The 26,473-nt window shown below is 38.1% G+C and carries 26 protein-coding genes and 1 pseudogene; 8 read left to right on the top strand and 19 right to left on the bottom strand.

Annotated elements, in window-relative coordinates:
* Positions 1 to 4 precede the first annotated feature (4 nt).
* Positions 5 to 1,069 carry an ABC transporter substrate-binding protein gene (locus tag MKX67_RS21205; RefSeq protein ID WP_322909776.1) on the bottom strand — a complete coding sequence of 355 codons (1,065 nt, stop codon included), beginning with the start codon at positions 1,067 to 1,069 and terminating at the stop codon, positions 5 to 7.
* Between the two features lie 171 nt (positions 1,070 to 1,240).
* Positions 1,241 to 1,963, bottom strand: a complete 723-nt coding sequence (locus MKX67_RS21210) for a GntR family transcriptional regulator (protein ID WP_322909777.1) — start codon at positions 1,961 to 1,963, stop codon at positions 1,241 to 1,243.
* Between the two features lie 172 nt (positions 1,964 to 2,135).
* Here MKX67_RS21210 and MKX67_RS21215 point away from each other — a divergent pair, with 172 nt between their 5' ends.
* The gene (locus MKX67_RS21215; RefSeq protein WP_322909778.1) at positions 2,136 to 2,594 is read left to right on the top strand and encodes a hypothetical protein; all 459 of its coding nucleotides are present in this window, start codon (positions 2,136 to 2,138) and stop codon (positions 2,592 to 2,594) included.
* A 108-nt stretch (positions 2,595 to 2,702) separates the two neighbouring features.
* Here the strand turns inward: MKX67_RS21215 and MKX67_RS21220 are convergent, their stop codons facing one another.
* The 7 genes from MKX67_RS21220 to MKX67_RS21250 form a co-directional block, all read right to left on the bottom strand.
* Complete coding sequence (locus tag MKX67_RS21220) at positions 2,703 to 3,875, bottom strand: acyl-CoA dehydrogenase family protein (RefSeq protein WP_342488741.1); 1,173 nt, start codon at positions 3,873 to 3,875, stop codon at positions 2,703 to 2,705.
* Positions 3,876 to 4,868, bottom strand: coding sequence for an aldo/keto reductase (locus MKX67_RS21225; RefSeq protein ID WP_342488742.1), 993 nt, complete (start codon positions 4,866 to 4,868; stop codon positions 3,876 to 3,878).
* Positions 4,869 to 4,880: 12 nt separating this feature from the next.
* A complete protein-coding gene (locus tag MKX67_RS21230) occupies positions 4,881 to 6,266 on the bottom strand; it encodes an LLM class flavin-dependent oxidoreductase (protein WP_342488743.1) in 1,386 nt (461 codons plus the stop codon).
* A 14-nt stretch (positions 6,267 to 6,280) separates the two neighbouring features.
* Positions 6,281 to 7,162 carry a MetQ/NlpA family ABC transporter substrate-binding protein gene (locus MKX67_RS21235; RefSeq protein WP_322909782.1) on the bottom strand — a complete coding sequence of 294 codons (882 nt, stop codon included), beginning with the start codon at positions 7,160 to 7,162 and terminating at the stop codon, positions 6,281 to 6,283.
* A 13-nt stretch (positions 7,163 to 7,175) separates the two neighbouring features.
* The gene (locus MKX67_RS21240; protein ID WP_322909783.1) at positions 7,176 to 7,838 is read right to left on the bottom strand and encodes a methionine ABC transporter permease; all 663 of its coding nucleotides are present in this window, start codon (positions 7,836 to 7,838) and stop codon (positions 7,176 to 7,178) included.
* Positions 7,828 to 8,850, bottom strand: coding sequence for an ATP-binding cassette domain-containing protein (locus MKX67_RS21245; protein WP_342488744.1), 1,023 nt, complete (start codon positions 8,848 to 8,850; stop codon positions 7,828 to 7,830). The genes MKX67_RS21240 and MKX67_RS21245 overlap by 11 nt, the downstream gene beginning before the upstream one ends.
* Before the next feature lie 106 nt (positions 8,851 to 8,956).
* Complete coding sequence (locus tag MKX67_RS21250; RefSeq protein ID WP_342488745.1) at positions 8,957 to 10,159, bottom strand: acyl-CoA dehydrogenase family protein; 1,203 nt, start codon at positions 10,157 to 10,159, stop codon at positions 8,957 to 8,959.
* A gap of 387 nt (positions 10,160 to 10,546) precedes the next feature.
* Here MKX67_RS21250 and MKX67_RS21255 point away from each other — a divergent pair, with 387 nt between their 5' ends.
* The gene (locus MKX67_RS21255; RefSeq protein WP_342488746.1) at positions 10,547 to 11,371 is read left to right on the top strand and encodes a hypothetical protein; all 825 of its coding nucleotides are present in this window, start codon (positions 10,547 to 10,549) and stop codon (positions 11,369 to 11,371) included.
* A gap of 44 nt (positions 11,372 to 11,415) precedes the next feature.
* On the opposite strand, the gene MKX67_RS21260 is transcribed toward MKX67_RS21255, so the two are convergent.
* Positions 11,416 to 12,321 (bottom strand): DMT family transporter, encoded by a 906-nt coding sequence (locus tag MKX67_RS21260; RefSeq protein ID WP_342488747.1) that lies wholly within the window; start codon positions 12,319 to 12,321, stop codon positions 11,416 to 11,418.
* A 118-nt stretch (positions 12,322 to 12,439) separates the two neighbouring features.
* On the opposite strand from MKX67_RS21260, the gene MKX67_RS21265 reads away from it, so the two are divergent.
* Entirely contained in the window at positions 12,440 to 13,126 is a 687-nt protein-coding gene (locus MKX67_RS21265; RefSeq protein ID WP_341098052.1) for a metalloregulator ArsR/SmtB family transcription factor, read from the top strand.
* Positions 13,127 to 13,496: 370 nt separating this feature from the next.
* Here MKX67_RS21265 and MKX67_RS21270 read toward each other — a convergent pair whose 3' ends face one another.
* Complete coding sequence (locus tag MKX67_RS21270) at positions 13,497 to 13,766, bottom strand: hypothetical protein (protein WP_095371670.1); 270 nt, start codon at positions 13,764 to 13,766, stop codon at positions 13,497 to 13,499.
* A 10-nt stretch (positions 13,767 to 13,776) separates the two neighbouring features.
* On the bottom strand, positions 13,777 to 15,138 hold the full coding sequence (locus MKX67_RS21275) for a TRAP transporter large permease subunit (RefSeq protein ID WP_233435189.1): 1,362 nt from the start codon (positions 15,136 to 15,138) through the stop codon (positions 13,777 to 13,779).
* A gap of 181 nt (positions 15,139 to 15,319) precedes the next feature.
* Here MKX67_RS21275 and MKX67_RS21280 point away from each other — a divergent pair, with 181 nt between their 5' ends.
* From MKX67_RS21280 to MKX67_RS21290, 3 genes are all read left to right on the top strand, one after another.
* Entirely contained in the window at positions 15,320 to 16,063 is a 744-nt protein-coding gene (locus MKX67_RS21280) for a GntR family transcriptional regulator (protein WP_322909788.1), read from the top strand.
* A gap of 129 nt (positions 16,064 to 16,192) precedes the next feature.
* Positions 16,193 to 17,575, top strand: a complete 1,383-nt coding sequence (locus tag MKX67_RS21285) for an acyclic terpene utilization AtuA family protein (RefSeq protein WP_095371667.1) — start codon at positions 16,193 to 16,195, stop codon at positions 17,573 to 17,575.
* Between the two features lie 20 nt (positions 17,576 to 17,595).
* Complete coding sequence (locus tag MKX67_RS21290; RefSeq protein WP_095371666.1) at positions 17,596 to 17,916, top strand: DUF4387 domain-containing protein; 321 nt, start codon at positions 17,596 to 17,598, stop codon at positions 17,914 to 17,916.
* A 401-nt stretch (positions 17,917 to 18,317) separates the two neighbouring features.
* Here the strand turns inward: MKX67_RS21290 and MKX67_RS21295 are convergent.
* A pseudogene (locus MKX67_RS21295) lies at positions 18,318 to 18,671 on the bottom strand (GDP-mannose 4,6-dehydratase); the annotation flags it as partial.
* Between the two features lie 647 nt (positions 18,672 to 19,318).
* Between MKX67_RS21295 and MKX67_RS21300 the strand changes: the two are divergent.
* Both MKX67_RS21300 and MKX67_RS21305 read left to right on the top strand, forming a co-directional pair.
* Positions 19,319 to 19,531: a hypothetical protein gene (locus MKX67_RS21300; RefSeq protein ID WP_307316257.1), complete on the top strand. Its 213-nt coding sequence runs from the start codon at positions 19,319 to 19,321 to the stop codon at positions 19,529 to 19,531.
* Between the two features lie 57 nt (positions 19,532 to 19,588).
* On the top strand, positions 19,589 to 19,843 hold the full coding sequence (locus MKX67_RS21305) for an SGNH/GDSL hydrolase family protein (RefSeq protein ID WP_328198259.1): 255 nt from the start codon (positions 19,589 to 19,591) through the stop codon (positions 19,841 to 19,843).
* Between the two features lie 89 nt (positions 19,844 to 19,932).
* On the opposite strand, the gene MKX67_RS21310 is transcribed toward MKX67_RS21305, so the two are convergent.
* From MKX67_RS21310 to MKX67_RS21335, 6 genes are all read right to left on the bottom strand, one after another.
* Positions 19,933 to 21,375, bottom strand: coding sequence for an SLC13 family permease (locus MKX67_RS21310; protein ID WP_328198260.1), 1,443 nt, complete (start codon positions 21,373 to 21,375; stop codon positions 19,933 to 19,935).
* Positions 21,372 to 22,550: a glycerate kinase gene (locus tag MKX67_RS21315; protein WP_328198261.1), complete on the bottom strand. Its 1,179-nt coding sequence runs from the start codon at positions 22,548 to 22,550 to the stop codon at positions 21,372 to 21,374. The genes MKX67_RS21310 and MKX67_RS21315 overlap by 4 nt, the downstream gene beginning before the upstream one ends.
* A 231-nt stretch (positions 22,551 to 22,781) precedes the next feature.
* Positions 22,782 to 23,321, bottom strand: coding sequence for a PepSY domain-containing protein (locus MKX67_RS21320; protein WP_322909805.1), 540 nt, complete (start codon positions 23,319 to 23,321; stop codon positions 22,782 to 22,784).
* A 97-nt stretch (positions 23,322 to 23,418) separates the two neighbouring features.
* A complete protein-coding gene (locus MKX67_RS21325; RefSeq protein ID WP_342488748.1) occupies positions 23,419 to 24,159 on the bottom strand; it encodes a PepSY domain-containing protein in 741 nt (246 codons plus the stop codon).
* Between the two features lie 76 nt (positions 24,160 to 24,235).
* Positions 24,236 to 25,618, bottom strand: coding sequence for a HAMP domain-containing sensor histidine kinase (locus MKX67_RS21330; RefSeq protein WP_342488749.1), 1,383 nt, complete (start codon positions 25,616 to 25,618; stop codon positions 24,236 to 24,238).
* Complete coding sequence (locus tag MKX67_RS21335; protein ID WP_322909808.1) at positions 25,615 to 26,310, bottom strand: response regulator transcription factor; 696 nt, start codon at positions 26,308 to 26,310, stop codon at positions 25,615 to 25,617. Before MKX67_RS21335 ends, MKX67_RS21330 begins: the two co-directional genes overlap by 4 nt.
* Positions 26,311 to 26,473 lie beyond the last annotated feature (163 nt).

The following is a 26,473-nucleotide window of genomic DNA, read 5'->3' on the forward strand; positions in this document are numbered from 1 at the left end:
CTCCTTAATGTGATACTTCAATTTCTTTATTCGCACGCTCTGTCCATTCAGCACGCTTACTATTCACTACTTCCCAATCAACTTTAATGAGCTTAGCAATCTCTTCTTCGCCGTACACGACTTTACTTGCTACCTCTTCATCTAACTCAACTTCTTTATTAGCTGGGCCATCGAATAACTCAGCTGCAAATAATTGCTGCGCATCCTCATCTAAAACGAAATTAACAAACTTCTGTGCTAACTCTTGATTTGGGGCATCTTTCACAACACTAACAGTTGCCATTAAGGCTGGCGCCCCTTCTTTCGGGGTAATATATTCAATTGGAAAACCCGAATCTTGTAATGTTAGGACACGACTACTCCCCCAGGCACTCGCTACCGCTTGCCCTTGTAAGAAGTAATTAGAAACATCGGCTGTTTTGTCAAAAGTAATAGTGTTTTGCGCGATTTCTTTCATCTTCTCAAAACCTGGCTCCATGTCTTCTATACTTCCGCCATTGGCAAGTGAAGCCATTAATAATGTGTGAACGCCATAAGTATTCGCAATTGAAGGCAATACTAACTTGCCTTTATACTTAGGATCAGCTAAATCATTCCATGAAGTTGGGGGTTCCCAGCCATTTTCATCAAAATACTTTTTGTTATATGCAAGACCTGTAGTAATAAATCCAAACCCAACCCCAATATTATCTTTGTCCTTAGCAATATCATATAAATGAGCTAAATTCGTAACGATTTCTTCATCTAAAGGAGCTAATAACCCAAATGATTTTGCTTGTGCCTGTGGTCCATCATCAAGAAAAACGACATCAATTTGTGGATTATCCTTTTGTGCCTGAATTTTGGATAGCGTATCAACAGAGCTACCTGTAATGTAAGTCACTTTTACATTATTTTCCTTTTCAAATTTTGGAATCAACACTTCCTTCATCTTTTGTTCATAGCTACCACCATATGCAGCTAATACAAGTGTTTGTTGTTTCTCCTCACCACTTGACTCAGTCGATTCACCACATCCTGCAACCAAAAGTAACAGTCCAACGATTACGATAACCATCCATTTCTTCATCACTTCCATACCCCCATCATTAGATTGACTTCATTTATAATTAGATTGCCTAATTACCTATAATAGATTTTTAATTTTAAATATTCAGTAATTTAATAATAAAAATATAATAATATGATATTATAACTTTTAAAAGGTGAAGGAGGAGAAACATGCAAACGTCTCTCTCCATTAATTAAAATCAACTTCTGTAAAATAAGTTTCTTTGTCCGGTCTTACATAAAACATTGAGTATTCCACGATTTCCTTTTCCTTAGAGTATGTAAAACGTTCCCACTCAAATACTGCTGTATTCTCAGAAATACCTAATACCTCTGCTTGTTTACCTGTAGCTATATAAGGCTTTATAAAAAGCTTAGCTTTTCCTAAATTGATATGAAACTTATGGCGTAACATGTTGTAAATTAAATCATTATTAATATCTTCACTTGTTATTCCAAGACAATGAACATATGGTAAATATGTATATTCCAACGATATCGGTTCACCATCAACAAGCTTTAAACGTTCAATTCTTACCACCTGATCACCATGATTCAACTTCATCTTCTCAACCATTTCACTAGAAGCTATCTCTATAGCAAAGTGTAACAACTCATGGGGATGCGACTCCGATTGGTCAGTTGTTAACGAGATTAATTGATTAATATCTTGTTCTTTTCTTTTCCCTAAAACAAATGTCCCTTTCCCTCGTTGTCTCATCAAAAAGCCTTTATTGACCAGCTCAATAATTGCCCTCTTTACTGTTATCGTACTAATATTAAATAATGTAGCCAACTCCTGTTCAGTGGGCAATTGAAAACCCTCATCCCACTGACCTGAACTTATTTTATACTCCAACACCTGCTCCACTTGGCGATATAATGGGAGATGTGAATCTTTATTAATTTCCATATATGTATACTCCTCAGATTATAATATTATAACTTTATAAATCATAAGTTTAAGCTGACTCGTTTCATTTGTCAATGTTTTCTGATAATTAAACCTTACAAAATCCCCCCTCACCATACTAGCTATCTAGGCATACACTATGCTGAAGAAAAATGGATTGGGGAGATTAGGTATGTATCCATATAATTATTATCATGTGTATAGAACACAACCCACTCTTTGGTCACCAGGTGAAGCCACTCAGAATCTTAATCAATTTCAAAATCAATATATTCGAGTGCACATCACCGGGCTTGGATGGGTTGTTGCTCAATTATTAGGTTTTGATGCAGCTACAGGAGTGGTGACGCTCAATGTTTATCGCCCTGGTAGTCATGTGCCAGAATTTATGAGGATTAATCGCGCAGAACTAACTGGATTAACACCACTCGGATTTACCCCACCACCTGAAGTAACTGGTGGTGCAGGCGGCGGTGGCGGAACACCTGGTGGACCAACCGGACAACCGGGAGGCGGTGCACCTGGCGGCGGTGGCGGGATGCCTAATCCAGGTGGCGGAACAGGTGGCGGAACACCTGGTGGAAAACCACCTTGGTGTGCATATATGCCGTGGCACCCTTATTGTCAATGAGATGCAAAAAGCGACTATCCCTTTAACATTAAGGGCTGGTCGCGTTTTTTTACTTGTCTCGCATTTTCCCCTCCCACTTGGTGCCTTATTTTCTTTTTGAAGAATCCGTTACTCAGAATATAATACAGATCTCGCCAACCCCTGCACAATCATATCATCAGCCGGATGCATGGACAGGCCACATTGCACATCTCGGAAAAGTCGTTCTAATTTAAAGTCTTTCGACAATCCTCTTCCACCTGCAATTCTCATGGCGATTTCCACAATTCGTATAGCTTGATGACAGATGGTATACTTCGCTGCTTGAAAGTCATTTAGTAAGTGATCTCTTTGTTGGGGAAAACGATCCCATTTGTCTGCTAGTGAATATAGTAATGTACGGGATGTGGTTAAGTTAATTTCGATTTCACCGATTTTTTGCTGAATGTGGGGGACTTCGGCTATGGGTTTATTTAAACTGCCTGCTTGTTGATGTTTGGCAAAGTCGATAATAAAATCTCTGGCTGCATGGGCAACACCAAGAAAGACTGAGGCGATAAACAGAAAGGTGGAGCGATTTTTTAAGCCTCCTTCCTTGCCAGTTGCTTTTGCTAGCAGTGACTCCTCTGATACGAATACTTCATTTAATACAATCGTATCACTGCCTGTCGAACGCATGCCAATTGTATTCCAGGTTTCTTTCACTACTACTTTATCTGATTTTCGAATGAGGAATTCCCCAAGTACACCTTCATCCTCGACCCAAGCCATCACAATCAAAGGATCAGCAATTGGTGCTAATGTTGCAAACGTTTTTTCCCCTGAAATGAGGTATCCACCAGCCGTTCTTCTCGCAATCGTCTCTGGCTGGCTTCCTCTAAAAATATTTCCACCTTTCTTCTCAGTGGCAAATATATTTAGAATGTCTCCGTTTTGTACCACATCTTGGCAGACCTTCGCAAACACCTCTTCTCTCCAACGATTCCCTTCCCGATAATTCAGGAATAAACAAGATTGCCAACCTGCCGCAAGGGCAACCGCACCATCACCTTTAGCTAACCTCTCTAAAGCAATCGCCATTTCATATAATGAAGCCTCATATCCACCGTATTTCTGCGGAACGGTCAACGAAAAGAAGCCTGCCTCTCTTAAAATGGCAAAAGAAGCATAAGGGAACATACCTTTTTCATCATTTTCGTCTGCGTATTCCTCCAGTCTCTCTGCAATTTTATCGTATTTCTCCGCTATAGCTGCTTCTCGTTCATTACGAATATGCACATCCTTTATTTTCGTTTGAAGCATTTATTGTCTCACCCCCTTAAATAAATCTTCCTCACGACTATGGTCTGTTGAAAGGGGTGGCGTGTCTGATAATTGAGTAATCGCTTCATATAATTCATCACTTAAGTGAATCTCTCGTGCACGGATGCCATTCTGTAATTGTTCCACATTCCGTGCGCCGATGATGGGGGCCGTAATCGCTGGATTCCTCAGCACCCAAGCTACGGCTAATGATGCTGGATGATAACCGTATTCGTGTGCCAATTTTATAAACTGATCGGTCGTCGTATAGTATTGCTTTGTTCCATACCTTCTTGCATAATTTTTTTGTTCAATCAATCTTCCTTGCGTTGGTAAGTTGTCATGATTATACTTTCCAGTCAATAATCCACCACCTAAAGGGCTGTAGGAAATAACCCCTAACTGCTCCTCCTTAGCTAACGGTAAGAGTTCCACTTCCGCTTGGCGCTTCACTAAATTGTACATCGGTTGAATAAGTTCAAATCGGGCAAGCTCTTTTCTCGCCGAAATACCAAGGGCCTTCATTATTTGCCATGCTGACCAATTACTTACCGCCGGATATAGGATCTTTCCTTGCCTTTGTAAATCGTCAAGCGCCCGAACGGTTTCTTCTATATCTGTATGAGGGTCAAACAAATGGATGAAATAAAATTCAATCCTATCCGTCTTTAGTCTCCTTAAACTACCTTCCACTGCTTGAAAAATATGGCGTCTGGAGGCTCCTTTACTATTCATATCCTTACCAACGGGAAAACCTACTTTAGAAGAAATAATGACCTCATTGCGACAATTAGCGATACATTCTCCTAAGATTTCTTCTGATCTTCCCTGGCTATATACGTTGGCTGTATCAAAAAAATTAATGCCTGCCTCTCTCGTTAAATGAAACATTTCTTTCGATGTCTGTTCATCTGCATTTCCACCGAAAGACATTGTGCCAAAACAAAGATTGGACACCTTTATACCCGTCTTCCCTACAAATCGTTCCGTCACGGTTATCGCCCCTTAAAGTTTTGTTGTATACGTTCGTCGATATTTACTCCCCGGATGTCCGCTAGGTAATAACCGCTGCCCATTACCAAATATTTTTTCACGGAAAGTTCCTTCTGTATAATCTTTTTTATACAATCCTCTCGCTTGCAACTCAGGAACCACTAAATCAATGAACTCCTGTAAATCTTGCGGAGTGACAAAATGTGCTAAGTTAAAGCCATCAATCCCCGTATCTTCAAAGAAAAATTGGATAGCATCAGCTACTTCCTGAGGATTACCGACAATTACATGATCACGATTGATTGTTTCAAAACGGTTCAACACTTCCCGCACCGTCAATTTTTTCGGCGCATCCTTTGTTAGTGACGCTGCTCGCGATTGTCCATGTTCCGTATGCTTGTATTCAAAATAACCATCTAAATCGGTATATTGTGATAAATCATAGCCACTCGAACCACCATACTGTGCCTTTGCAGCCTCCGCACTCCACAGTTTTTGATACGTTTCATATTTCGCTTCCGCTTCTTCGTTCGTTTCCGCAACAATCACATTTAAAAAGGTATAAAACTTTATATGTTCAGGATTTCTACCGTGTCTTTCTGCACGTGCTTTTATATCCTTAATATGCTCACGTATTTTCTCATTTGTTGGGCCACCAATAAAAACACACTCTGCATGCGTAGCAGCGAATTCTTTTCCTCTTACAGATGTACCTGCTTGATAAATCACTGGTGTTCTTTGTAAAGAAGGGTCTGTCATATGTGGGCCCTCTACTTGATAATACTGACCCTTATGGTTAATAGGGTGGACTTTATCAGGATCAACTAATATCCCTCGTTCGACATCTGCAATAACAGCTCCATCTTCCCAACTACCTTCCCATAATTGATAGACTACCTGTAAAAATTCATCTGCCCGCTCGTAGCGTTCATCATGTTTGACCATATTTTTCAAACCATAATTTCTCGCTGCATTTGGCAAATAAGAAGTCACGATGTTCCACGCAATTCTTCCTTTTGTTAGATGATCTAAAGTCGAAAACCGGCGGGCATGACTAAAAGGATGTTCATATGTCGTACTAACTGTCACAGCAAATGATAAGTCAGTTGTCACACTTGCCATCGCCGAAATGATCATCGCTGGATCATTTAAGGGAAATTGCAAACCGTCTCTTATAGCTGGTTCTTTACTATCTTGATACACATCATATACACCGGCCACATCAGCAAAGAAAAGGGCGTCAAACTTGCCCCTTTCTAATAGCTTTGCTAAATCTGTCCAATAAGACAAATCATTGTAATGGAGATGCCTTTTACTTTGCGGGTGCTTCCATAACCCATGTGAATTATGCATCGCACCTGCCATTTCAAATGCATTCAATTGGATTTGCTTACTCATCGACTCTCTCCTTTCTACTGTTTACCAGATTTGATATCTTCTAATAATTGATCAAGCGTATCCTGTAATTCAGGAATAGGAATATCAACGACAACATTCCCGCCATTGGAATCTTCCTTTACAGCCTCAACTACTTTTTCTTCTTGATAAATTCTGGCAATCGTTTGATATGTCTTATCCTCCGCATCCTCCCCACGAACCGCAAAAACATTTAAGTAAGGTCTTGTTTCTTCGCTATGTGGATCATCATGATAAATCGCATCCTCTAGTAGATAGCCTGCTTGACCAGCAATCCCACTATTAATAATTGAAGCGGCAACGTCAGGTAAGACTCTCGGTGTTTGTTGAGCGACAACTGTCAAAATCTCTATATTGCGTGGATTGTCTACAATATCATCAGGTGTTGGATATAAGCCAACATCCTCCTTCAATGTTATCAAGCCAGCTTCTTCTAATACTTTTAATCCTCTGCCTGTGTTAGCAGGGTCATTCGGAATGGCAATTGTCGCACCATCAGGTATATCTTCTGGGCTCTCATATTTTTCTGAGTATAATCCCATCGGTGCAACGACCGTTGAGCCAATCGGTTTGATATCTGCATCGTCATTTTCAACAATAAACTGACTTAAGAACGCTAAATGTTGGAAGGAGTTCACGTCAATTTCCCCGTTTATTAAGGCATTATTCGGTAATGTATAATCGGAAAACTCGACCAACTCCACTTCAATACCTTCTTCCTTCGCTCTCTCCTGAATAATTTGCCAATATTGACCGTCTGATCCTGTAACACCGATTTTGACATGCTTCGTATCACCCGAAGCTGAATCGGAACCACACCCACTTAAAAATGTTGCAAGTAATAGTACTAATATGAAAACAAACTTTCTTTTCTTCATTCAAAACACCCCTTTATCTTCTTAAAAAGAATCTTGAAAGCATATTTCCTAAGAACTGCGCGATTTGCACAAGTAAAATAAGGATGACAACCGTGACAATCATGACTGAAGTATCAAATCGTTGATATCCATACGTCATCGCTAAATCACCCAATCCGCCGCCACCAACTGTACCAGCCATAGCAGAGAAGTCGATTAGCCCAACAGTGATGAATGTAATACCAAGAATGAGTGGTCCAAGCGCTTCCGGGATAAGAACCGTAAAGATAATTCGTATAGGACTCGCGCCCATTGCCTGTGCCGCTTCAATAATTCCGGGATCTATTGAGACGAGGTTATTCTCAACAATTCTAGCAACGGCAAAAGCTGCGGCAATCGTCATCGGCAATACCGCCGCTGCCGTCCCTATCGTTGTTCCCATAACCATTCTCGTAAATGGACTAATGGCAACGAGAAAAATGATAAATGGAATCGGTCTGATAATATTAATCAATAAGTTCAATGAATAGAAAACCCAGCGATTCTCTAAAATATTGCCTTTCCGCGAGACAAAGAGTAACAAACCAATTACGAGGCCGAGAATGGTAGCAAAGATTAAAGTCAGAATTACCATCAAAATCGTTTCCCCAGTGGCTTCGATAATTCTTGGCCAAAATGTCGCCCAATCAACTTGCATAATATACCTCCTTCAACTCAACTATTTTTTCTAATTCCTCAATCACCTGATTTACTTCTGCTTCCTCACCAATGAATTCGACTATTAAACTACCAAACAATCTTTCTTGCAGTTCACTAATATTGCCATAGAGGATATTGAATTCCACCTGATATTTCTTACTAATTTTTGATAGGATGGGCTGATTACTGACCCCCTCTTTATAAATAATGCGATACAGTTTCCCTCGCTTGCTCTCTTGTAATTTTTCTAATAGATGTGAGGAAAGTTGGTCATTCTGGACGGAGCGAATAAAATTCTTGGTCGTCTCGTGCTGTGGTTTCGTAAACACATTAAATACTTGACCTTCTTCTATCACTCTGCCATCCTCCATGACAGCCACACGATTACAAACTCTCTTAATCACATGCATCTCATGGGTAATCAGCATAATCGTAATGTTATACTCTTTATTCACCTTCAATAGTAGCTGGAGAATTTCCTCAGTTGTTTCTGGATCAAGAGCAGATGTGGCTTCATCGCAAATGAGAATGTCTGGTGATGTTGCTAAGGCACGTGCGATGCCTACCCTTTGTTTTTGCCCCCCTGATAGGCTTTCCGGATATTTATTTGCCTTATCCTCTAAACCAACGAACTTCAGCATTTCCTTTACTCTTTGATCTAGTTTTGATTTTGGCCAACCGGCAAGCTTAAGTGGGTATGCAATATTGCCATATACCGTTCTAGAACTAAAAAGATTAAAAGATTGAAAGATCATCCCAATGCCACTTCTTAGTTGGCGCAGCTCCTTCTGGGAGAGTGCATCTATTCTCTTTTCATTGACTACGATTTCCCCTGAAGTTGGCCGCTCAAGCAGATTAACTAGACGCAATAATGTGCTTTTCCCTGCGCCACTGAAGCCAATCACCCCAAAAATTTCCCCTTTTTCTACCTCTAAACTCACATCTTGAACGGCTTTTACGACGTTCTCCTTTGTACCAAATGTTTTACTTACATTTGTAAATCGAATCAAACCATTTCCCCCTCTTACAAACTCAATTCTTTATATAACAAAAAAGACAGCCCTCTATAGAAGAAGTCTGCCTTTAGTTAGTCTAGTCGGCTTACTTTAGTTGTAATTAAAAATAAACAACCCCTACTGGGAGTTTTTCATCGTTAATGATGTACCTACCAATCGCTTGGGCTTTATAAACAGTTGGATTATGGGAAGAAATTGTACGGATATTGCGCCAATGGCGGTCTAAATAGGCTGACTGTTTCGTTGCTGATGCACCTCCTACCTCAAAAAGAAGGGTCGCTGCCTTTAAGGCTAATTCATCCACAACTACTTTTGCCTGTGCTGCCCGTAAAGACGCATCATGGTCAAGCTCGTAATCACCTGTTCTATTCGTCGCCCGTTCTAACGACTCCGCTGCCGCTAGCACCGTTGCTTCTACAGCAAAGGCAATACTCGCAATCTCACCGATTTTATGTTGCAACAATGGATCGTCCTTCGGTTGTTCTGCCGGTGCATAACTAAATGTTCGTTTTCGTTTATGTACCAATTCCTTTGCATCTGTCACCACATTACGGACAATACCAGCAATCACGGCTTGTAAAATCAGTTGCAGAAAAGCATTAAATGATTTTTTATCTTCTTGAAATTCCTTAATTTCTTCAGGATAGACCGTGACATCTTTGAAGATGGTCGTTCCACTTCCTGTGCCTTTTTGACCAAATCCATCCCAATCATCCTTGATGATGACGCCCTCTCTATCTGTCGGTATAAAAGCAGAGACAACTTTACCTGCCGACGTTTCTGCCATGACGCTAACCCAATCAGCGTACATCGTTCCAGTGCAAAAATACTTTGTACCGTTTAATCGAAAATTCTCTCCGTTTTCGGATAAGGTGGTTTCGAATTTTGAGCTGCCTGCCGCATTTTTTGAGATTTCCGTATAAGCATTACCGATGATCTCGCCATTGACAATTTTCTCTAACGCTTGTTCGCGTTTCGTTTTGTCCCCTAGCTGGATCAACCGTTCCACGTGTGAGAAATGAGACCTTAATAAATGAGCAACATCTGGATCCGCTTCGGCCAAGCGGATGACAAATTGCATTAATTCCTTCAATTGAATGCCGCCTCCGCCAAGCGCTTTAGGTACCCTCAATGCCCCTATTTTGTTCTCTTTAATTAATCTCATCGCATAAAAAGGTCTGGCATCACTATCATCATTTCTTCTCTTTTTCGCATCTTGCGCAATAGCTGTTAACAGGTCCTCCATATCACAGGAATCTATTGCAATTGCTACATCTGATGTTACTAGCTCTTTTTCTGTCATCATCACGACTCCTCTTTAATGTTTTAATCCATTTATTCTTATGTATTTAGTAGGAATTATAAAAAATAAAAAGACTCCCCATACAGCTTTTAACACGCTGTGTAGAGAGCCTCTAGTGTCCCAGTCGGCAACCGATCTTTTTAATAAATTAATCATATCTTATACGGTTACAGTAAAGATGTCAACATCATTTTTAGATAATATTGAATTATTCATTATTTCAAACCATTCAACCCCTTATACAAATAGCCCTCCATACTATAGAAAGTACAGGGAAATAGTAATATCATTAAAATACCTCATACAGATGCAAAATCATTCACAAATAGGTAATTTCATCATAAATTATCTAGACACTATACGGAGATTTGCATGAGGAGGCACAACATGTATTATTATTACGGTCCGTTCGGGCCACAACCTTATTATCAACCTCAGAGCTATAACAACCATAACGTTCGCGGCTTACCGGGAGGATTTCCTGGAGCTGGCGGCTTTTCAGGAGGAGATGGGCCCCCATCAGGCGGTGCCCCACACTTAGATGATTTCATGCCTGGCCAAGGCTCACCAAATAACGGTGGCGGCATGCCAAACTTAGGTAACTTTATGCCCGGACAAAATAATGGTGGCGGTATACCCAATCCAGCTGACTTCCTACCAGGGCAAAATGGGAATGGAGGGGGCATGCCAAACCTCCAAGAATTATTACCAGGACAAAACGGATCCAACAGTAATGGTGGAGGTTTACCAAACTTACAAGACATCCTTCCTGGACAGGGAGAGTCTGGATCAAATGGCGGCATGCCAAGCTTAGAGGACTTAACCGAACTCATCCCACAACCGAACGAGTCAAACGGACAAAACGGGCAATCAGAAGGCAATAGTGGGACAAATGGCAACGGACAATCGGGTGAAAACGCTGGTGAGGAAGGATCAACAGCACCTGCCTTACCCGCACCACCATCACACTATACCGTCAACAAATATCACTCTCTACTAAAAAATCCACAAACCGCCAAAAACATTCTACAAAGCAAAGGTTCCGCCTGTGTAAACAAATGGAGCATCATCCAATTAACAGACGGGCAAATACTATTAATGCATATTACAGGGTACGACGCAAACGGGCAAACACAAGGCGTATTTTGGCCATCTGGCCGGTATGGTGCATTTGGTAGTAGTGATATTTCAGGGTATAGTTGCAGAGAATGAATGAATAAAGGTCGCCTCAGGATGGCGACCTCTTTGTTTATCTATTATCCACTTTTTGTTTTATTTTGTACGAAAGGAGTCTCGCCTACAACTTCTTTTTTGAAGCTATTATTTACCAGATAGATGCCTAATAAAATAAATGAACCCCCAACTAAAAGTGAAAAAGAAATAGGTTCATCAAGCAAGACATATCCAGTCAAAACACCAAAGAATGGAGCTAAAAATAAATAGGAACTCGTCCTCCCTGGATTACCTTTTTGTAAAAGGAAATACCAAACCGCAAATTGCACAATAGAGGACATGATACTTAGCCATAACAAAATAAGCACTGAATGCTTCGTCACATGAAAGAATGGTTCTTCAAATACGCTACTAAAAAATAAGAGAATGCCACCACCAAACAACATCTGATAAGCAGAAAGCACCCATGTATCGAAACGCCCACTCCAGCGATTAACTAATAAAGTAGAAATAGCCCAAAAAACAGCAGAAAAAGCGCCAAACACTAGACCAATCCTAAAATCATTAATGCCCCCTAATGTAATTCCTACGCCTACGAAACCTAAGACAACACCACTCCACTGATACCATTTATAACGGTGACCCAATAAAATAGTGCCAAAAATGATGACTAATAGCGGGTTCATAAAAGTTAAAATAGAAGATTCACTTGCTGTTATCGTTCTTAAACTGATAAATATGCATCCCATCACCCCAGCTGTTTGAAAAGAACCTATTAATAGCACTCTCCCCCAATTTTTCATGCTACTAGGGTGCTCCCTCTTCTGTATCAACACAATCACCATCATGATTAAACCAGCTAGAAAAAAACGTAAACCTGCCAATAACAAAGGGGATGAGTAACCTAGCCCTATTTTCCCTATCGCAAAAGACGAACCCATTAGTGCTGTAGTCAACATAATTAAAGTAAAAAAGTTGAATTTCTTCATGTATACTATCCTCCCAATAAATACTCCCACCTACCTTGTAAATAGGTTTTCTTCGTATTATTATAAAACCTATATCATACGATAATTATCGAAGTATGGATTACAGAGGTGTGAAAAAATGAGTATACATCCGAATCTTACGGCACTAACAGCGCTACTTGCTGAAAAATCTAGAGCCACTATACTGGCAGCTTTAATGGATGGAAAATTCCATACAGCAAGCGAACTAGCTTATATGGCCACCATTAAACCCCAGACAGCCAGCTTTCATCTTGCCAAACTAGTAGAAAACAATCTCGTAATCAGTGAAAAAAATGGCCGATTTCGCTATTTCCGCTTAGCAAACGAGGAAGTGGCCAACACACTAGAAATATTTATGTCCATCTCCCCTCCACCTGAAGTTCGCTCTTTAAAACAATCAAGCCAACTAAAAAGATTAGAAAACGCCCGAACTTGTTACGACCATTTAGCCGGACGTCTGAGTGTGAATTTAACCAATATCATGCAAGAAGAAGGATATATTGAGAAATCCAATAAGAGGTTCATCATAACAACAAAAGGCGAGCACTTTTTCAAAGAATTAGGAATAGATTTAATTGCTCTATCTAGAAAACGCCGCTCCTTCTGCCATGCTTGTCTTGACTGGAGTGAACGTACACACCATTTAGGCGGCGCTTTAGGGAATGGTCTATTTGAAAGATATATCGAATTGGGGTGGTTAGAATCTAGAGAAAACTCGAGGGAGATTGTTATAACTAGCGAGGGAAAATCTGGCTTTAAAGAATTTTTTGGACTATCAATATGACTTCTTTTCAAGTACTATTTCTCATATTATGTTCTAAATAGACACTAACTTCTAAACAAATTACGACATCATTAATCATTTCTCGGGAAATAAGGAAAAAATTTGTCAAATACAGCTCCCATTTATATAACTAATCACTTATACAACTAAGCGCAGCTTCAGCAATAAAAAAAGTGATAGTTGTAAAGAGAATTACGGTAAACATCTAAACATCACAATACCAGTTGCGGAGAATAAAATGAAAGAGGCTGCTGGTTGGCAGCCTCTTGTAAAATATTATTGAACGTTCCTTTCCTACTATACTATCAAGGTAAGAAAGACAAAATCTCATATGGTTTGTTGGCTCTGCTTATAGGCTTCATATCAAACCTTACATATATAACTTTTCCTCCTCCTTCTTCCCCTCACTCTTCATCGTTAATGAGTGTTCTTTTCGTATATATATATCAATAATGCCGAACAATACTGCAATCGCCGCTAACTTAATGCACCAATTCATAACTTCACCAGCAAAACTGGCTATTAATTCTCCCTGATTCCCACCCATAACAATAGCTATTAGAAAAAGGATTGCCACAATGAACCCCAAAGTTAATGTAATCAATGCAATCATTCCATATATCTTTTTAAATAGACTCATATCAACACCCCTATAACCCTAAGATTGGTAGTATGCCAGTTAGTAAGATCATACACAATATTAAATGAAGAATAACCCATATTACTGAGAGTTTGACCGTTTTTGTAAAATCAGAGTTTGCTATCCCCATCGCCACATACATGCCTAATGCGAGTGGAGGAGTCATTCCCTCAAGCGCACCTGTCATAGCTGGTAATAATGCTGCAAATAGAATAGGGTCGCCTCCAAGTGCACTGGCGGCTGCAATTACGGCACCACCAAGAATAGCTACTTGCGCAGTTCCAGGTAACACCATTCCAAGAACCATAAAGAATATTGGAATAATAATAATAAGGAGCGTAATGTTTAAACCTAATGAGACAAACCATTCTTCAATTGCTTTTTCTGCACCAATTCCAGAGAAAGCCTGTGAAGTAGCATAAGCAAAATAAATGGTAACCGCAATAGGTACTACTTGTTGAAGTGAGCCTGAAAAAGTTGAAAACATTTTTGATAGAAATTCTTTTCTTTTAGCAAACGACTTTCTACCGATAAAAACAGCATAAGCTCCAGCTAAACCAGGGGTAAACATTAATACGGAACTAGAATAGGCCCCACTACCACTTTCCCCAATTCTACCTAATAACCAATCTTTTGCCTGTGCATCTAAGAAAAGGGGGAGGAATATGATGATTGGAATAAATAAAGTAGCCCAACCTGACTTTAAACTTTTACTGAATGAAGGAATTTCTGTAGCAGGAATCGGCTGTACTTTATAAACGCGACAAAGCACATACAACGTTAACCATCTTTGGACGAAGAACCAAACACCAATACTATATGCTGCCACCATCCATCCACTTAATGTGATACTACCAGGCGAAACTTTTTCAAGCACACCATATGTCAAAACAATAATTCCAGCTGGAGGGATAATATTACCTAACATACTTGCTGACATCTCTGTTGTTGCTGCAAAATGCGGAGGAAACCCTGTCCTTTTCATCATTGGAATCGTAAACACACCGGTTGTTGCAACATTACCTGGACCTGTCCCCGACAATGATGCCATAAATGTACTCCCTAATAAGGCAACATAGCCTGCTCCTCCTCTAAATCTCCCAACTAAGGAAATCATAATCTGCACAATTCTATTAACAACATTTGTTGCATCGAAAAGTACAGCAATAACCATAAAGGCAAAAATCACATAAAATAAACTACTTGTGGAAGGGTACAATAAATACTCTAAAAACTTATTCCACTGTCCTGTAATCGCAATGATAAAAACAAAGGTAAGAGCCATTATTTCATACATAGGTCGCTTGAAAACAACGAAAAATACAGCTACAAAGACTAATAATGCTAATAGTATCCATAAAGCAGCAGGCATTAACATCCCTCTCTCCCCAATTTGTCATAAGTGGTTATATCAATTTATTTGATATTATAGCAGGTATTTTCAATTTTTCAACAAGTATTCAGAAGTTTCTAAATCTTATTAAAATATGGTAGTTATTTCCCTTTAGATGTTATAATCACATAAACTAAGTTGGATCAGGAAGGTGTTAAAAATGCTTAATCGTCATAGTTCTACACCACTCTACGAACAAGTTGCACAGCTTATTCAGGAAAAAGTAAATGAAGAAACTTGGCAGGCCGGTAAAAAACTCCCTTCCGAAAGGGAACTTTGCGAACTTTTTGCTGTAAGCCGCATTACCATTCGTCAAGCTATTAAACAATTGGAAGACCAAGGTATTCTTTATAGAACACATGGAGTGGGCACTTTTATTTCACGAAAAACCAAGTTACAACAACCTTTAGAGCAAATCAATAGTTTTCAACAAATGTTAGAGCAACAAGGGGTTATTGCTTCAACCAAAATATTAGCAAACAAACAAGTACTCAGTTCTGTCCAAATGGCTAAAATACTTAATCTTCAACCGACCGATTATGTAAGTAATCTTCAACTCATCGGATACGGTGATGAGCAACCAATGGTCTATTATAATAGTTATTTTTCTATACCTGTCGGTCAAACCATCATGCCAAATGCACAAGCAATGGAAACACAAGGTAAACCTTTTTCAACATTGGATCTCTATCAGTTAACAAATACATATCAGCCGACTCACTTAGAACAAACATTTGAAGCTCATACAGCAAATAAGGAACTTGCATCTACAATGCAAATTGAAGAAGGTTGGCCCATTTTCCAAGTAACTTCTATCATGTATAAAGATGCTTATCCTTTAGAATATAGGGAAGCCTACTATCGCGGTGACCAATATCGCTTTTTTATAAAAAGAAAACTGTGAAACCTCCCTAGCCAACTTTTTTGTTGGCTTTTTTTATTTGTTGATTATATTCTGAATTGACAAATAATTTTATCAGTGTATTATATTGTATTAAGTGGTTATAACAATTTTGCTCAAGGAGGAATTTTTATGACAAAAGAACAATTAAGAATTGTTAGTCCAAATGGACATTTAGGATTTGCCCCAACAAAAGAGGAGAGCTTTCATATTGCAGCTGCTACAAAACCTGATTATTATTGTTGCGATTCAGGAAGCGACGATATTGGAGCTGCAGCTTTAGGTGCAGACCGGTCAGTAAGTATGTACCAATGGCAAAAGCATGATCTTGAACTAATGTTGCTCGCCTCACGTGAACAAAATGTACCAATGATTGTCGGTTCTGCAGGTGATTGCGGTACGAAAAGCAGAGTAGATTTATATGTAGAGATCATAAAGGATTTAGCTAAGGAACACCAACTTCCACCTTTCAAGATTGCCTATTTCTACTCTGATGTAGACACTGTATATTTAGCTGACAGAATCAAAGAAGGTACTAGAATTGAAGGTTTAGATAATCGAGAGGATTTAACAAAAGTAGATGTTGAAAAGACAACTAGGGCGGTAGCGGTAGCAGGCATCCACCCTTATGTAAAGGCTTTAGAAATGGGGGCAGATGTTATTATTGGTGGTCGCTCAAGCGATTGCGCTGTTTTCGCAGCGCCAGCTATTTTTGAAGGATTCCCAGAGGAACATGCCTATTATTTAGGTAAAGTTCTCGAATGTGCATCATTTTGTGCAGAACCTTACGGGGCGAAAGAAAGTGTAATTGGTACGATTACACATAATGATGTAAAGGTCACTGCAATGGCACCGCATCAAAAATGTACCATTGCTAGCGTTGCGGGCCATGCAATGTATGAGAGGTCAAATCCTTATTTTGAATACTTTGCCGGGGGTATGCTTGACATGACCCATTGCAAGTACGAACAATATGATGAAAAGACAACACGAATTACAGGGCAAAAATATATACCTATTCAGGGAGACACAAAAATAAAAATAGAAGGCTCTGGTAAAGTCGGTGAAAAATATATTGGCATAGCAGGAGTTCGTGACCCCTATACCATTCAACATATTGATAAAGTCATACAGTTAAGCAAAGAACAAGTAAAAGAAGAATTCCCAACTACAAACTATCATCTGAACTACCGTATATTCGGCAAAAATGGGGTAATGGGTGAAATGGAACCTATTCGAGATATTCAATCACATGAACTCGGCATTGTAGTCGAAGGGATCGCAGACACAAAAGAACTAGCCGAAGCGATTACACTCATGGGCACAAGACAAATCTTCTACGCACGCTTACCAGAAGTAAAGGGAACGGCTGGTACAGCTGCATTTATTGTAGACGAGGTCCTTCCTTCCACTGCTTCTTATTCATGGACCATTAATCATACGTTACCAGTTAAAGACCCTATGTCTCTTTTCGAACTAAACATTGAAACAATACAAGAAACCATTAAAGTGTAATGAAGAGGAGTGAGTATAACATGAACACAAAACCCTTAGCTGAATTAGCCAAGACCATTCGAAGTAAAAACGCAGGAACCGATCGCATCACATTTGACATTATTTTTCGAGAACAAGAAAACTATGATTTAGTCAAAAAAAGCGGTGTCATAAACAAAGAAAGCATTGCCGCACTCTTCCATATCAACAAAGATCGCATCACTGATTTAGTAGAGTTTGACCCTGCCTACGCCATTAAATTTACAATCAGCAGAACCGCCCCGAGTGGTAGTCCAGGTGAAGGAGATATATTTGGGTGTCAGCAGTATCCTCCTTTGTTGGGGGTGGAGGTACCGGTGTAATTATACAGTCTTATATATAACTCCAAACTTAATTTCACAGGGATATAAGGTTCTGTAGGAGCTATTGTTGCAAACAAGGGGAAAGAAATATGGCATATTAAATTTCTTTATACCAGAGATGTTAGTAAGTAGCCAACTGTAATGAGAAGACAATAGTTACTTCTAAGTTTGGAAAGGCTTGCTGTATATAATAAACCAATTACAAAATAACTCGATAGTTATGTAAACGTGTATTAATAGAGCAATTCATTCAAATTAAACGGTTCATTTAGACATTGAGGCGAATATCATTTTTCACAGGGAAGTGATAATGAGGATTGCATTTTCAGAAAACAGTAAACAACACAATTAAGCCCGCCGAGCCATTAAGGCTAGCGGGTAATTTTTATTTACATAGATATTTATTTGCTTAAATAACCATTGGGGTGAGTCTTATGCCAATTCCATGCATCAGAGATAATTTTTTCTAATGAATTAAATTGTGGTTTCCATCCTAATACCTTTCTTGCTTTTGCCGATGAAGCAATTAGTACAGCTGGATCTCCCGCTCTTCTCTCTTTTACTTCCGCAGGAATCGGATGATTTGTGACCTTTCTTGCTACCTCAATTACTTCTTTAACTGAGTAGCCACTACCATTACCTAGATTAAAAATATCACTTGTATTATCTTTTCTTAAATATTCTAAAGCTAAATAGTGAGCAGATGCTAAATCCATTACATGAATATAATCTCTGATACAAGTACCATCCTCTGTAAGAATATAAATTAGATATAATTTCTTGTGTTACATTATGAAAAATTACATGCTTAACGTCTAAATCTTCTATCTCCAAAAAAACTGTTTAAATGAACCCTCTTGTTCTTAATCTCTCCTTTTGTCGCATCCTTTTACCAAGAGCCAAAGATTCAAGAATTAATTTATTGGTTTCCGGATCATGATTTACTCCTATTTTCCACTAATCGTAGGATATTAGGACCATCAGCTTTAGGTTTAATGGGTAGGATCATGATTGTTTATAGTTGTTTCACAAGCATTTGCTGATATGGGAATGTCTAATGCAATAATTCATAGACAAAGTATCACTAAAAAGCAGCTATCAAGTTTTTATTGCCCAAATATTTTTGCTGGCTTAGTTATTTATTATATTATTTGAGGAGGAAGTCATGGTTGTATTCAGAACAAGGCGAGAGGCTATTAAAATGTATCCCCTTGTAAAGGAATTAAAATCACGAGAAAATTTGGATACTGTTGTTTGCGTTACAGGTCAACATAGAGAAATGTTAGATACCTCTTCCAGTAAATTTTTCATCTTTTCAAAATATTTATAGTCAAATCAAATAACGTAAGCTTTCTACTATACCAAGTAGGCAAAAGAACTCTAAACTACTTTAATAAAAACCTTGATTTGGATCACCATCAACGATATCGAGGAAGATAAAAGTTGGACAAATCAATTAGAACAAGAAATAAATCAAGCCTATCAAAAGACAATAACAGTCGAGATTGTTCCTTTTGATGGTATTTCAGGTGAATTTGATATCGCAGATGTAAGCAAATTTGGACCTGACCTTGTCTTATTAAAACCCTTCTTAAAGAGGGATAATGATTGGTAAGAGGATGTAGAAGCACCGATACATCACATTGAGAAGTGGCTAGAAGCTTTAGAAAAAGTGAACCCTGCAACCACTGTCATATTTCAGCCAGCTAACCCATTTTATTTACCACAAAAATATAACGAGCAAGTCAAGGCACTTAAAGCTTTTGCTGAGGAAAATCATTTAACATATCTCGACCATTGGCAAGCTTGGCCAGATACTAATGATCCATTCATACGAGAGTACTTGGAGGAAGATTACTACCCGAATGAACAAGGTCATCATCTATGGGTAGAATATTTACGAGAATATTTTATAGCAGAAGAGTGATTAAAACTGCACATACATCTCACGCTCAATGATTATAGCTTTACTAATATAATGCAAAAGGAGCCGAATGAAGGCTCCTTTTTTTACACTTATAACCCTGTCCAGTTCCAATAAGTAAAGTAAAACAAAATCATCAATATAAAATAAATCGGCATTAAGAACATATTTAACTTTAATAAAATATTGGCACGATAACTCATCGTGTCATGCTCATAGTATACTAATAGTGCCTTCGAACTGACCGGGAAAGTTAAGCAATAGTTCATCCCTACTAAGCTTAAAAAGAGCATGGAGGATGGCTCTAAATTAAGTGTCATACTAAGCATTAATATACCTGGCACCATCACTACAGCCCTTGTCGTATGAGAGGTAATATAAATGTGACTGGTAATAGCGATAAGGATGATAAGACTCACAAGACCCCATGCAGGGATAGGTGGAAAAGCACCAATTAGCTTGAATACTTCCTGCTCTATCCAGCTTACCGCACCTGTTTCCACCAGGTTCTTACCTAATGCTGTTGCAGCAGCGACAAATAAAATCAAATTCCACGATACAGCCTGTAAACCCTTCTTCCAGGTAATGACGCCATACTTAGGCAGCATAAAAATAAAGGCACCTACAATTGTAATCAAACCTATTTCATATCCATGAAGTGCTTCTGTTAGCCACAACAAAATCAAGACAGTTAAAAGAATAAGGGTTTGCTTCTCCTTTTTGGAAACAGGCTTTACTTCATATATATTGTTGATATTGTTCGCGTCAAATGGGGCTGCAGTTAATTCCTTTGAAAAAAATAATTTAAAAACAAAATATGTGATGAAACTGATGATCAAGGCAAAAGGGAGCCCCCATATCAACCAATTTATATAAGAGATACTATCTCCTGTCGTCTTCTCTAATATTTCTATCCCGATTAAATGTGAACCTGCTCCTAATAATGTCGAAGAGGTCGTCATTAAAATGATGACTGGTACGAACAATGCGATGATTTCTCTTTGTTGCTTATTCTTAACAAGATTCGCTATTTCTCTTACAATTGGCAACATGAGTACCGCCCTGCCGGAAGTGGAAGGAATAAAGATAGCCAATGGAAACAGAGACAACATCAAATACAATAATAGTTGGTTTGTGTTTTTTGCTTTATGAATGATCACTCGCGTCATTCGAAGAGATAGACCAGAAGAACTAAATGCTTCTCCAATAATAAAAGCGCCAATCATCAACCAAATGATTTCCGAAGAAAGAGATGAATAGAGCACATCTGTATTTGCCCCATTTAATAAAATGAGTAATAGTAATGCACCTAAAGCAACATAGGCGGCAGGAAGTTTTGTACATACCCATAAAGCTAGTGTAATAATGAAAACAATCATAGAAACCTTTGCATCATAAGCTATATTGTCTGTGAAAACAATAAATGAACACACAAATGAGAGAAGAATGACGATGATTTGTGTTACATTTGGCAGCTTAGTTAAGTATGTTTTAGTAGATTGTTGCTTGTTTTCTAGTAAACGATTAGATTTCATATGATACCTTTACCCAATTTCCTTTCAGCAATACGATAGCCAACCCGAATTTGACGTACAGCTGCCTCTGCACAATCAGCAATTAAATTTGCTGCGTCTTCCATCGCCTTTTCTAATGAAGTTGGCTTCTGAATAATGCTCATATAAGCATCAATCCCACTTGTATAGTTTACCCATGCATCCTTTCCAATGGACCCAGTAATTGCAATCACCGGTATGCCCAATTGTTTTGCTAATCTAGCAACTTCCGCAGGAATCTTCCCGTTTGGTGTCTGTCTATCTATACACCCTTCCGCAGTTAATACAAGGTCAGCACCTTCTAGATGTTCTTCAATTTGAATATATTTCATAATAATTTCATAACGTGGAAATAGTTTTGCACCTGCAAATGCCACTAACCCTGCCCCTAATCCCCCAGATGCGCCACTACCTGGTAGCGTTTTCACATCATGCCCCGTAGCCTTCTCTATTAAATTAGCAAAGTGCGATAAACCATTAGCCAATATCTCTACTTCTAGTAAGGAAGCTCCTTTTTGGGGTGCAAATACGTGCGCCACTCCCTTTGGACCACAAAGTACATTATGCCAATTACACGCGACATTTATTTGTACTTGAGATAATCTAGGATCTATATTGGTTAAATCCATATATGCAATATCACTTAAGCAGCCCCCTCCCGTAATTTCTATTGGTTGATGATTTTGATTAAAAAATTTAGCACCCAACGCTTGTGCCATACCCGCCCCACCATCGGATGTACCCGAATCACCACAGCCAAATAAAATATGAGTCGCTCCTGATTCTAAGGCAGCTAAAATTAATTCTCCTACACCATAAGTATGAGTATTTAAAGGGTTACGTTTGTGAAGAGGAACCATTCTAAGCCCAGCAATAGCGGCCATTTCAATTACGGCTGTTTTTACGTTGTTTTCCTCATACAACCCAAAGTATGTCTGTACTTTTTCACCTACAGGATTTGTGGCGTCAATAAATTTAAGTTCACCTTTCTTAATTTTAATAATTGTTTTGACAAAACCTTCTCCACCATCAACCATGGGAATAACATGCGTATCCACAGCGGAATCAAAACGCCTGATCCCTTTATCAATCGCACTCGCTACTTCCTCAGCTTCCAAACACTCCTTAAAACCAGATGGGATAATTACTATTTTCATTTTACTGCCTCCAAGTCATTTTTTTTTAGGAAAATGAGCCATTTCCATTTAAATCCGTCACTTCTAAGCTTTTTCACTTTCCTTGTTATCTTCTATACTAGTTTTTGAAGATGAGAACTCTATGTAAGAACCATGATAGTTAGATTAGAAATCAATAAGAATGAACCCAAATAATCAACCGAAATAAAAAAGACATGTAAATGGTTCTCACCAAATACATGCCAGGCCTCATTAATCCAACTCTTTTTTTATTATCTCTCCAGTTTTTGCATTCATCTCTATTTCCACTTCGCCTTTTTTGGAATCAGCTTCAATTTCATAAACAATGAGACCATCTTCTTCATCCAGTTCAATTTCATTCACTTTACCGTTAGACGCCTTTTCTGCAATTGCTATCGCATCTTTTTCTTGTATGATCCGTTGCTTGATTAATTGCTTATCATCATCGTTAGCGTCGTCTCTATCTCTTTCGATATCATCATCTTCATTACCTTGATCCCTTTGGATAGAATCACCTGAAGAGGCATCTACTTTTACGTCCTGTACATCATCGTTATCGTCATCGTATCCCCTATCGTCAGATTGATTCTCCCCATCATCTTGTTTACTGATGGCAATGACATCCGCCTCTCCGGCCTGAGATACTTTTTCATCTAATTCTGTATTGATAGAAGTAGCATTTGTTTCATCATTATTTGTAGCCCCAACAGCAACCGCTCCACCCATAATTACACCAGTTATGATTAAACCAACAAAAATTTTATTTTTCATGATTAATATCCTCCTTTAATCTTCTGATTACTTATAATATAATCGCGTAAGATTAAGGAATGAGGTGAGTAACATTAGAATTTGCTAAAAAGTAAGATTAATCATCAAATGAAATAGTAGCTTTCCCTGTTAAAGTATGAACTTGTACGGTTGCCTCATTATTATCATCGGTTTCAATTTCAATGAGATAATAAGTTTGGCCTCCAATATTTTCAATTTCGATATCATCATCGACTGCCCCTTTTACATGTTCCAACGCGATTTTAATTGCTTCATCTTTAGAAATAGCCACTGGACGATCTTCTTCTTTTTGTTTGCCTTCTTCCGGGTTTTCTTCTTTAGGTTTTTCAGCTTTATCTTTTGAAACAATTGAACCTGTTACTGCATCTACTTTAACAATATACTCCTCTTTATTCTCCAGAACTTTAGCTACATAAACATCTTTCTGATTTTCGGTTTTTTTACTAATAGATAAAATATCATCGCTTGACAGTAATAAGATACTTTCTATTTCCTTTTCATTCTTTATCGTTTTATTACGATCATCACCGCCACTTGAGTTATCTCCAAGTTTCTTTAAAGATATTATATCTCCATTTTCTGCATTTAAAGAAACTTCATATATTCCGCTTTCTCTCGTCATTTTTATGTGATAAGCACTTTGTTGTAATTCGATATTTGTTACTTTGCTGCCTTTATACCTTTCCTCAATTAAGGCAAGGGCATCTTCTTTAGTAATTGTTTTCGCAGAAGTAGTTACTCCTTGCCATGTAACAATAATAATAAAGGCAGCAATGACAACTAACCCAAGAGTAATCCATAACCCTTTTCTTCTCATTATTATCCTCCATTCTATATCCTTTCCTTTATCATCTAATATAAAAATTAAAAGAAAATGAGAAAGCACTGATCGATTAATTAATTTTTGTTTTCCTATGTTCGTTATTAAACACCATGGTAACTGTTGTTCCTAAGTTTTCAACACTCTGTAATTTTATCTCAATGGCTAAAGCCTCGGCAATTTCCTTCGCTAAAGAAAGTCCAAGTCCGACTCCTCCTGTTTTTCTGGACCTTGCTTTATCAATACGGTAAAAACGTTCAAATATTTTGGGAAGCTCATTCTCATCTATACCTATTCCACGGTCAGAAACATGAATAAGTATTTCTTCGTTACTATTCTCACTCAAAGTGATTGTAATTTCATCATTACTATACTTTCTTGCGTTATCAAGGAATATAAAAAGTAATTGCTTTAACTTTTGTTCATCTGAGTAAATGGACGCATTGCCATCAATTTCACTTTCAAAAATAATCCTTCGATTGTAGCCGTTCTGGAAAGCTTTTGCTGAATCTACCAAAAAGTCGCTTAGGCTAATTTTGGTTGTTTCTATATTCCATTGTTGATTATGTTGTGCTAGGAGTAATAGTTGTTCTGTCAAATTTTTCATTCTAATGGCTTCAGAATGAATCGCTTCAATTGATTCTTTAAAAAGTTCCTCATCATGCAATCCTCGTCTTTTTAAAAGACTGGTATAGCTTTCAATTACAGTTAGTGGTGTTTTTAGTTCATGGGAAGCACTTGAAGCAAATTGTTTTTGCTTATCAAAGTTGACTTCGAGTAAATCAATCATATGATTAAAAGTCGTACCCATTTCATGCAATTCGTCATTGGAATCTTTATTTAATGGCAGCCGTTTAAATTTCCCACTTTCTCTAATTTCACTCATCGTCTTAATCATTGAAGTAATCGGCGCAATAATAAGGTTGCCTAATAACCTACTAGAAATAATAACTGGAATCATTGCAACTAAGGTTACAATGATTAAAACCAACCGTAATACTTTTAAATTTTCTGTCGTTCTTACAATGCTTTTGGCGATTTGCAGGTTAGCTATTTCACCATTGCTCAAAATAATCGGAATCGAACCAAAAGTATATGAGGTTTCACCCTCTTTAATCTCGACATTTAATGAGGAACTAAATGATTTCTCTATGTTATGAGCCTCTTTATTAAAAGAAGGATCCACAAATGTACTAGCTGCTTTTTGGCTATCCTCATAAACGATACGAACCATACCGTCGATAGGAATATAAGCCCGAAGTAACTTGTCCATTGGTACCGTGGCAAGTGACTGATCGATTTCAGCAGCATTTCTTTCCAATTCCAGTTTCCCACGGTCAAGTTCACTATTCATCATCATATTGCTAAACAGCAAATAAATAGAGATATTCATGACGATTAGTAATATGATGAACAAGATAGAAGTATATAGATTGATTTTGTTTTTTAACTTCATTTCATCTCCCTTATTACATAACCTACACCTCGTACCGTATGGATAAGCGCAGGGAGATTTTCAACGTCAATTTTCTTCCTTATATATCGAATATAAACATCAACAACATTTGTATCACCAATAAAATCATATCCCCAGACTGCTTCAACAATTTGATCACGATTCAGTACTTGTCGTTTATTTACCAATAAATAAACAAGCAAATCAAACTCCCTCGGTGTCAATTCAATAAATGTATCCCCACGAAAAACTTCTCTTGTTTTCTCATTCACTTTTAAATTAGCAATCGTAAGCACATCTTCTTCATTTTCTACTTCCTCAGTGACTTTATTTCGGAATGCCACACGGACTCTGGCCAGCAACTCTTCTATTTGAAAAGGCTTTGTTATATAATCATTCGCACCTAAATCTAATCCAGAGACTTTGTCTTCAACTGAGCTTTTCGCAGTTAAAAGTATGACCGGTGTATGGTTATCATTAGCCCTAATCCTTCTTAACAACTCTATTCCGCTAATCCCCGGAAGCATAATATCTAATAATACGAGATCCCATATTTTGCTTTTATAAGTATGGAATCCTTCTAACCCATCAAGCGCTTTTGTCACTTCATATCCTTCATATTCCAGCTCTAATTCTAATAACCGTGCAATTTTTTCTTCATCTTCAATGACGAGAATTGATTTTTTGTCCATTAAATACCCACCCTTTACAATCCACTTTATGATTGATTGTAGATTCTTTTTATTAAGATTCTATTACTTTATGAATATATTTATATTAATACCTTTCAACCCCAGTTTCTGTTAAAATCCGTGTTTATTAAACGGCCAAATGGCTCATTTCTCATCATTTTTT

The sequence above is a fragment of the Cytobacillus sp. FSL W7-1323 genome (assembly GCF_038595015.1).
Classification (GTDB): Bacteria; Bacillota; Bacilli; order Bacillales; family Cytobacillaceae; genus Cytobacillus; species Cytobacillus kochii.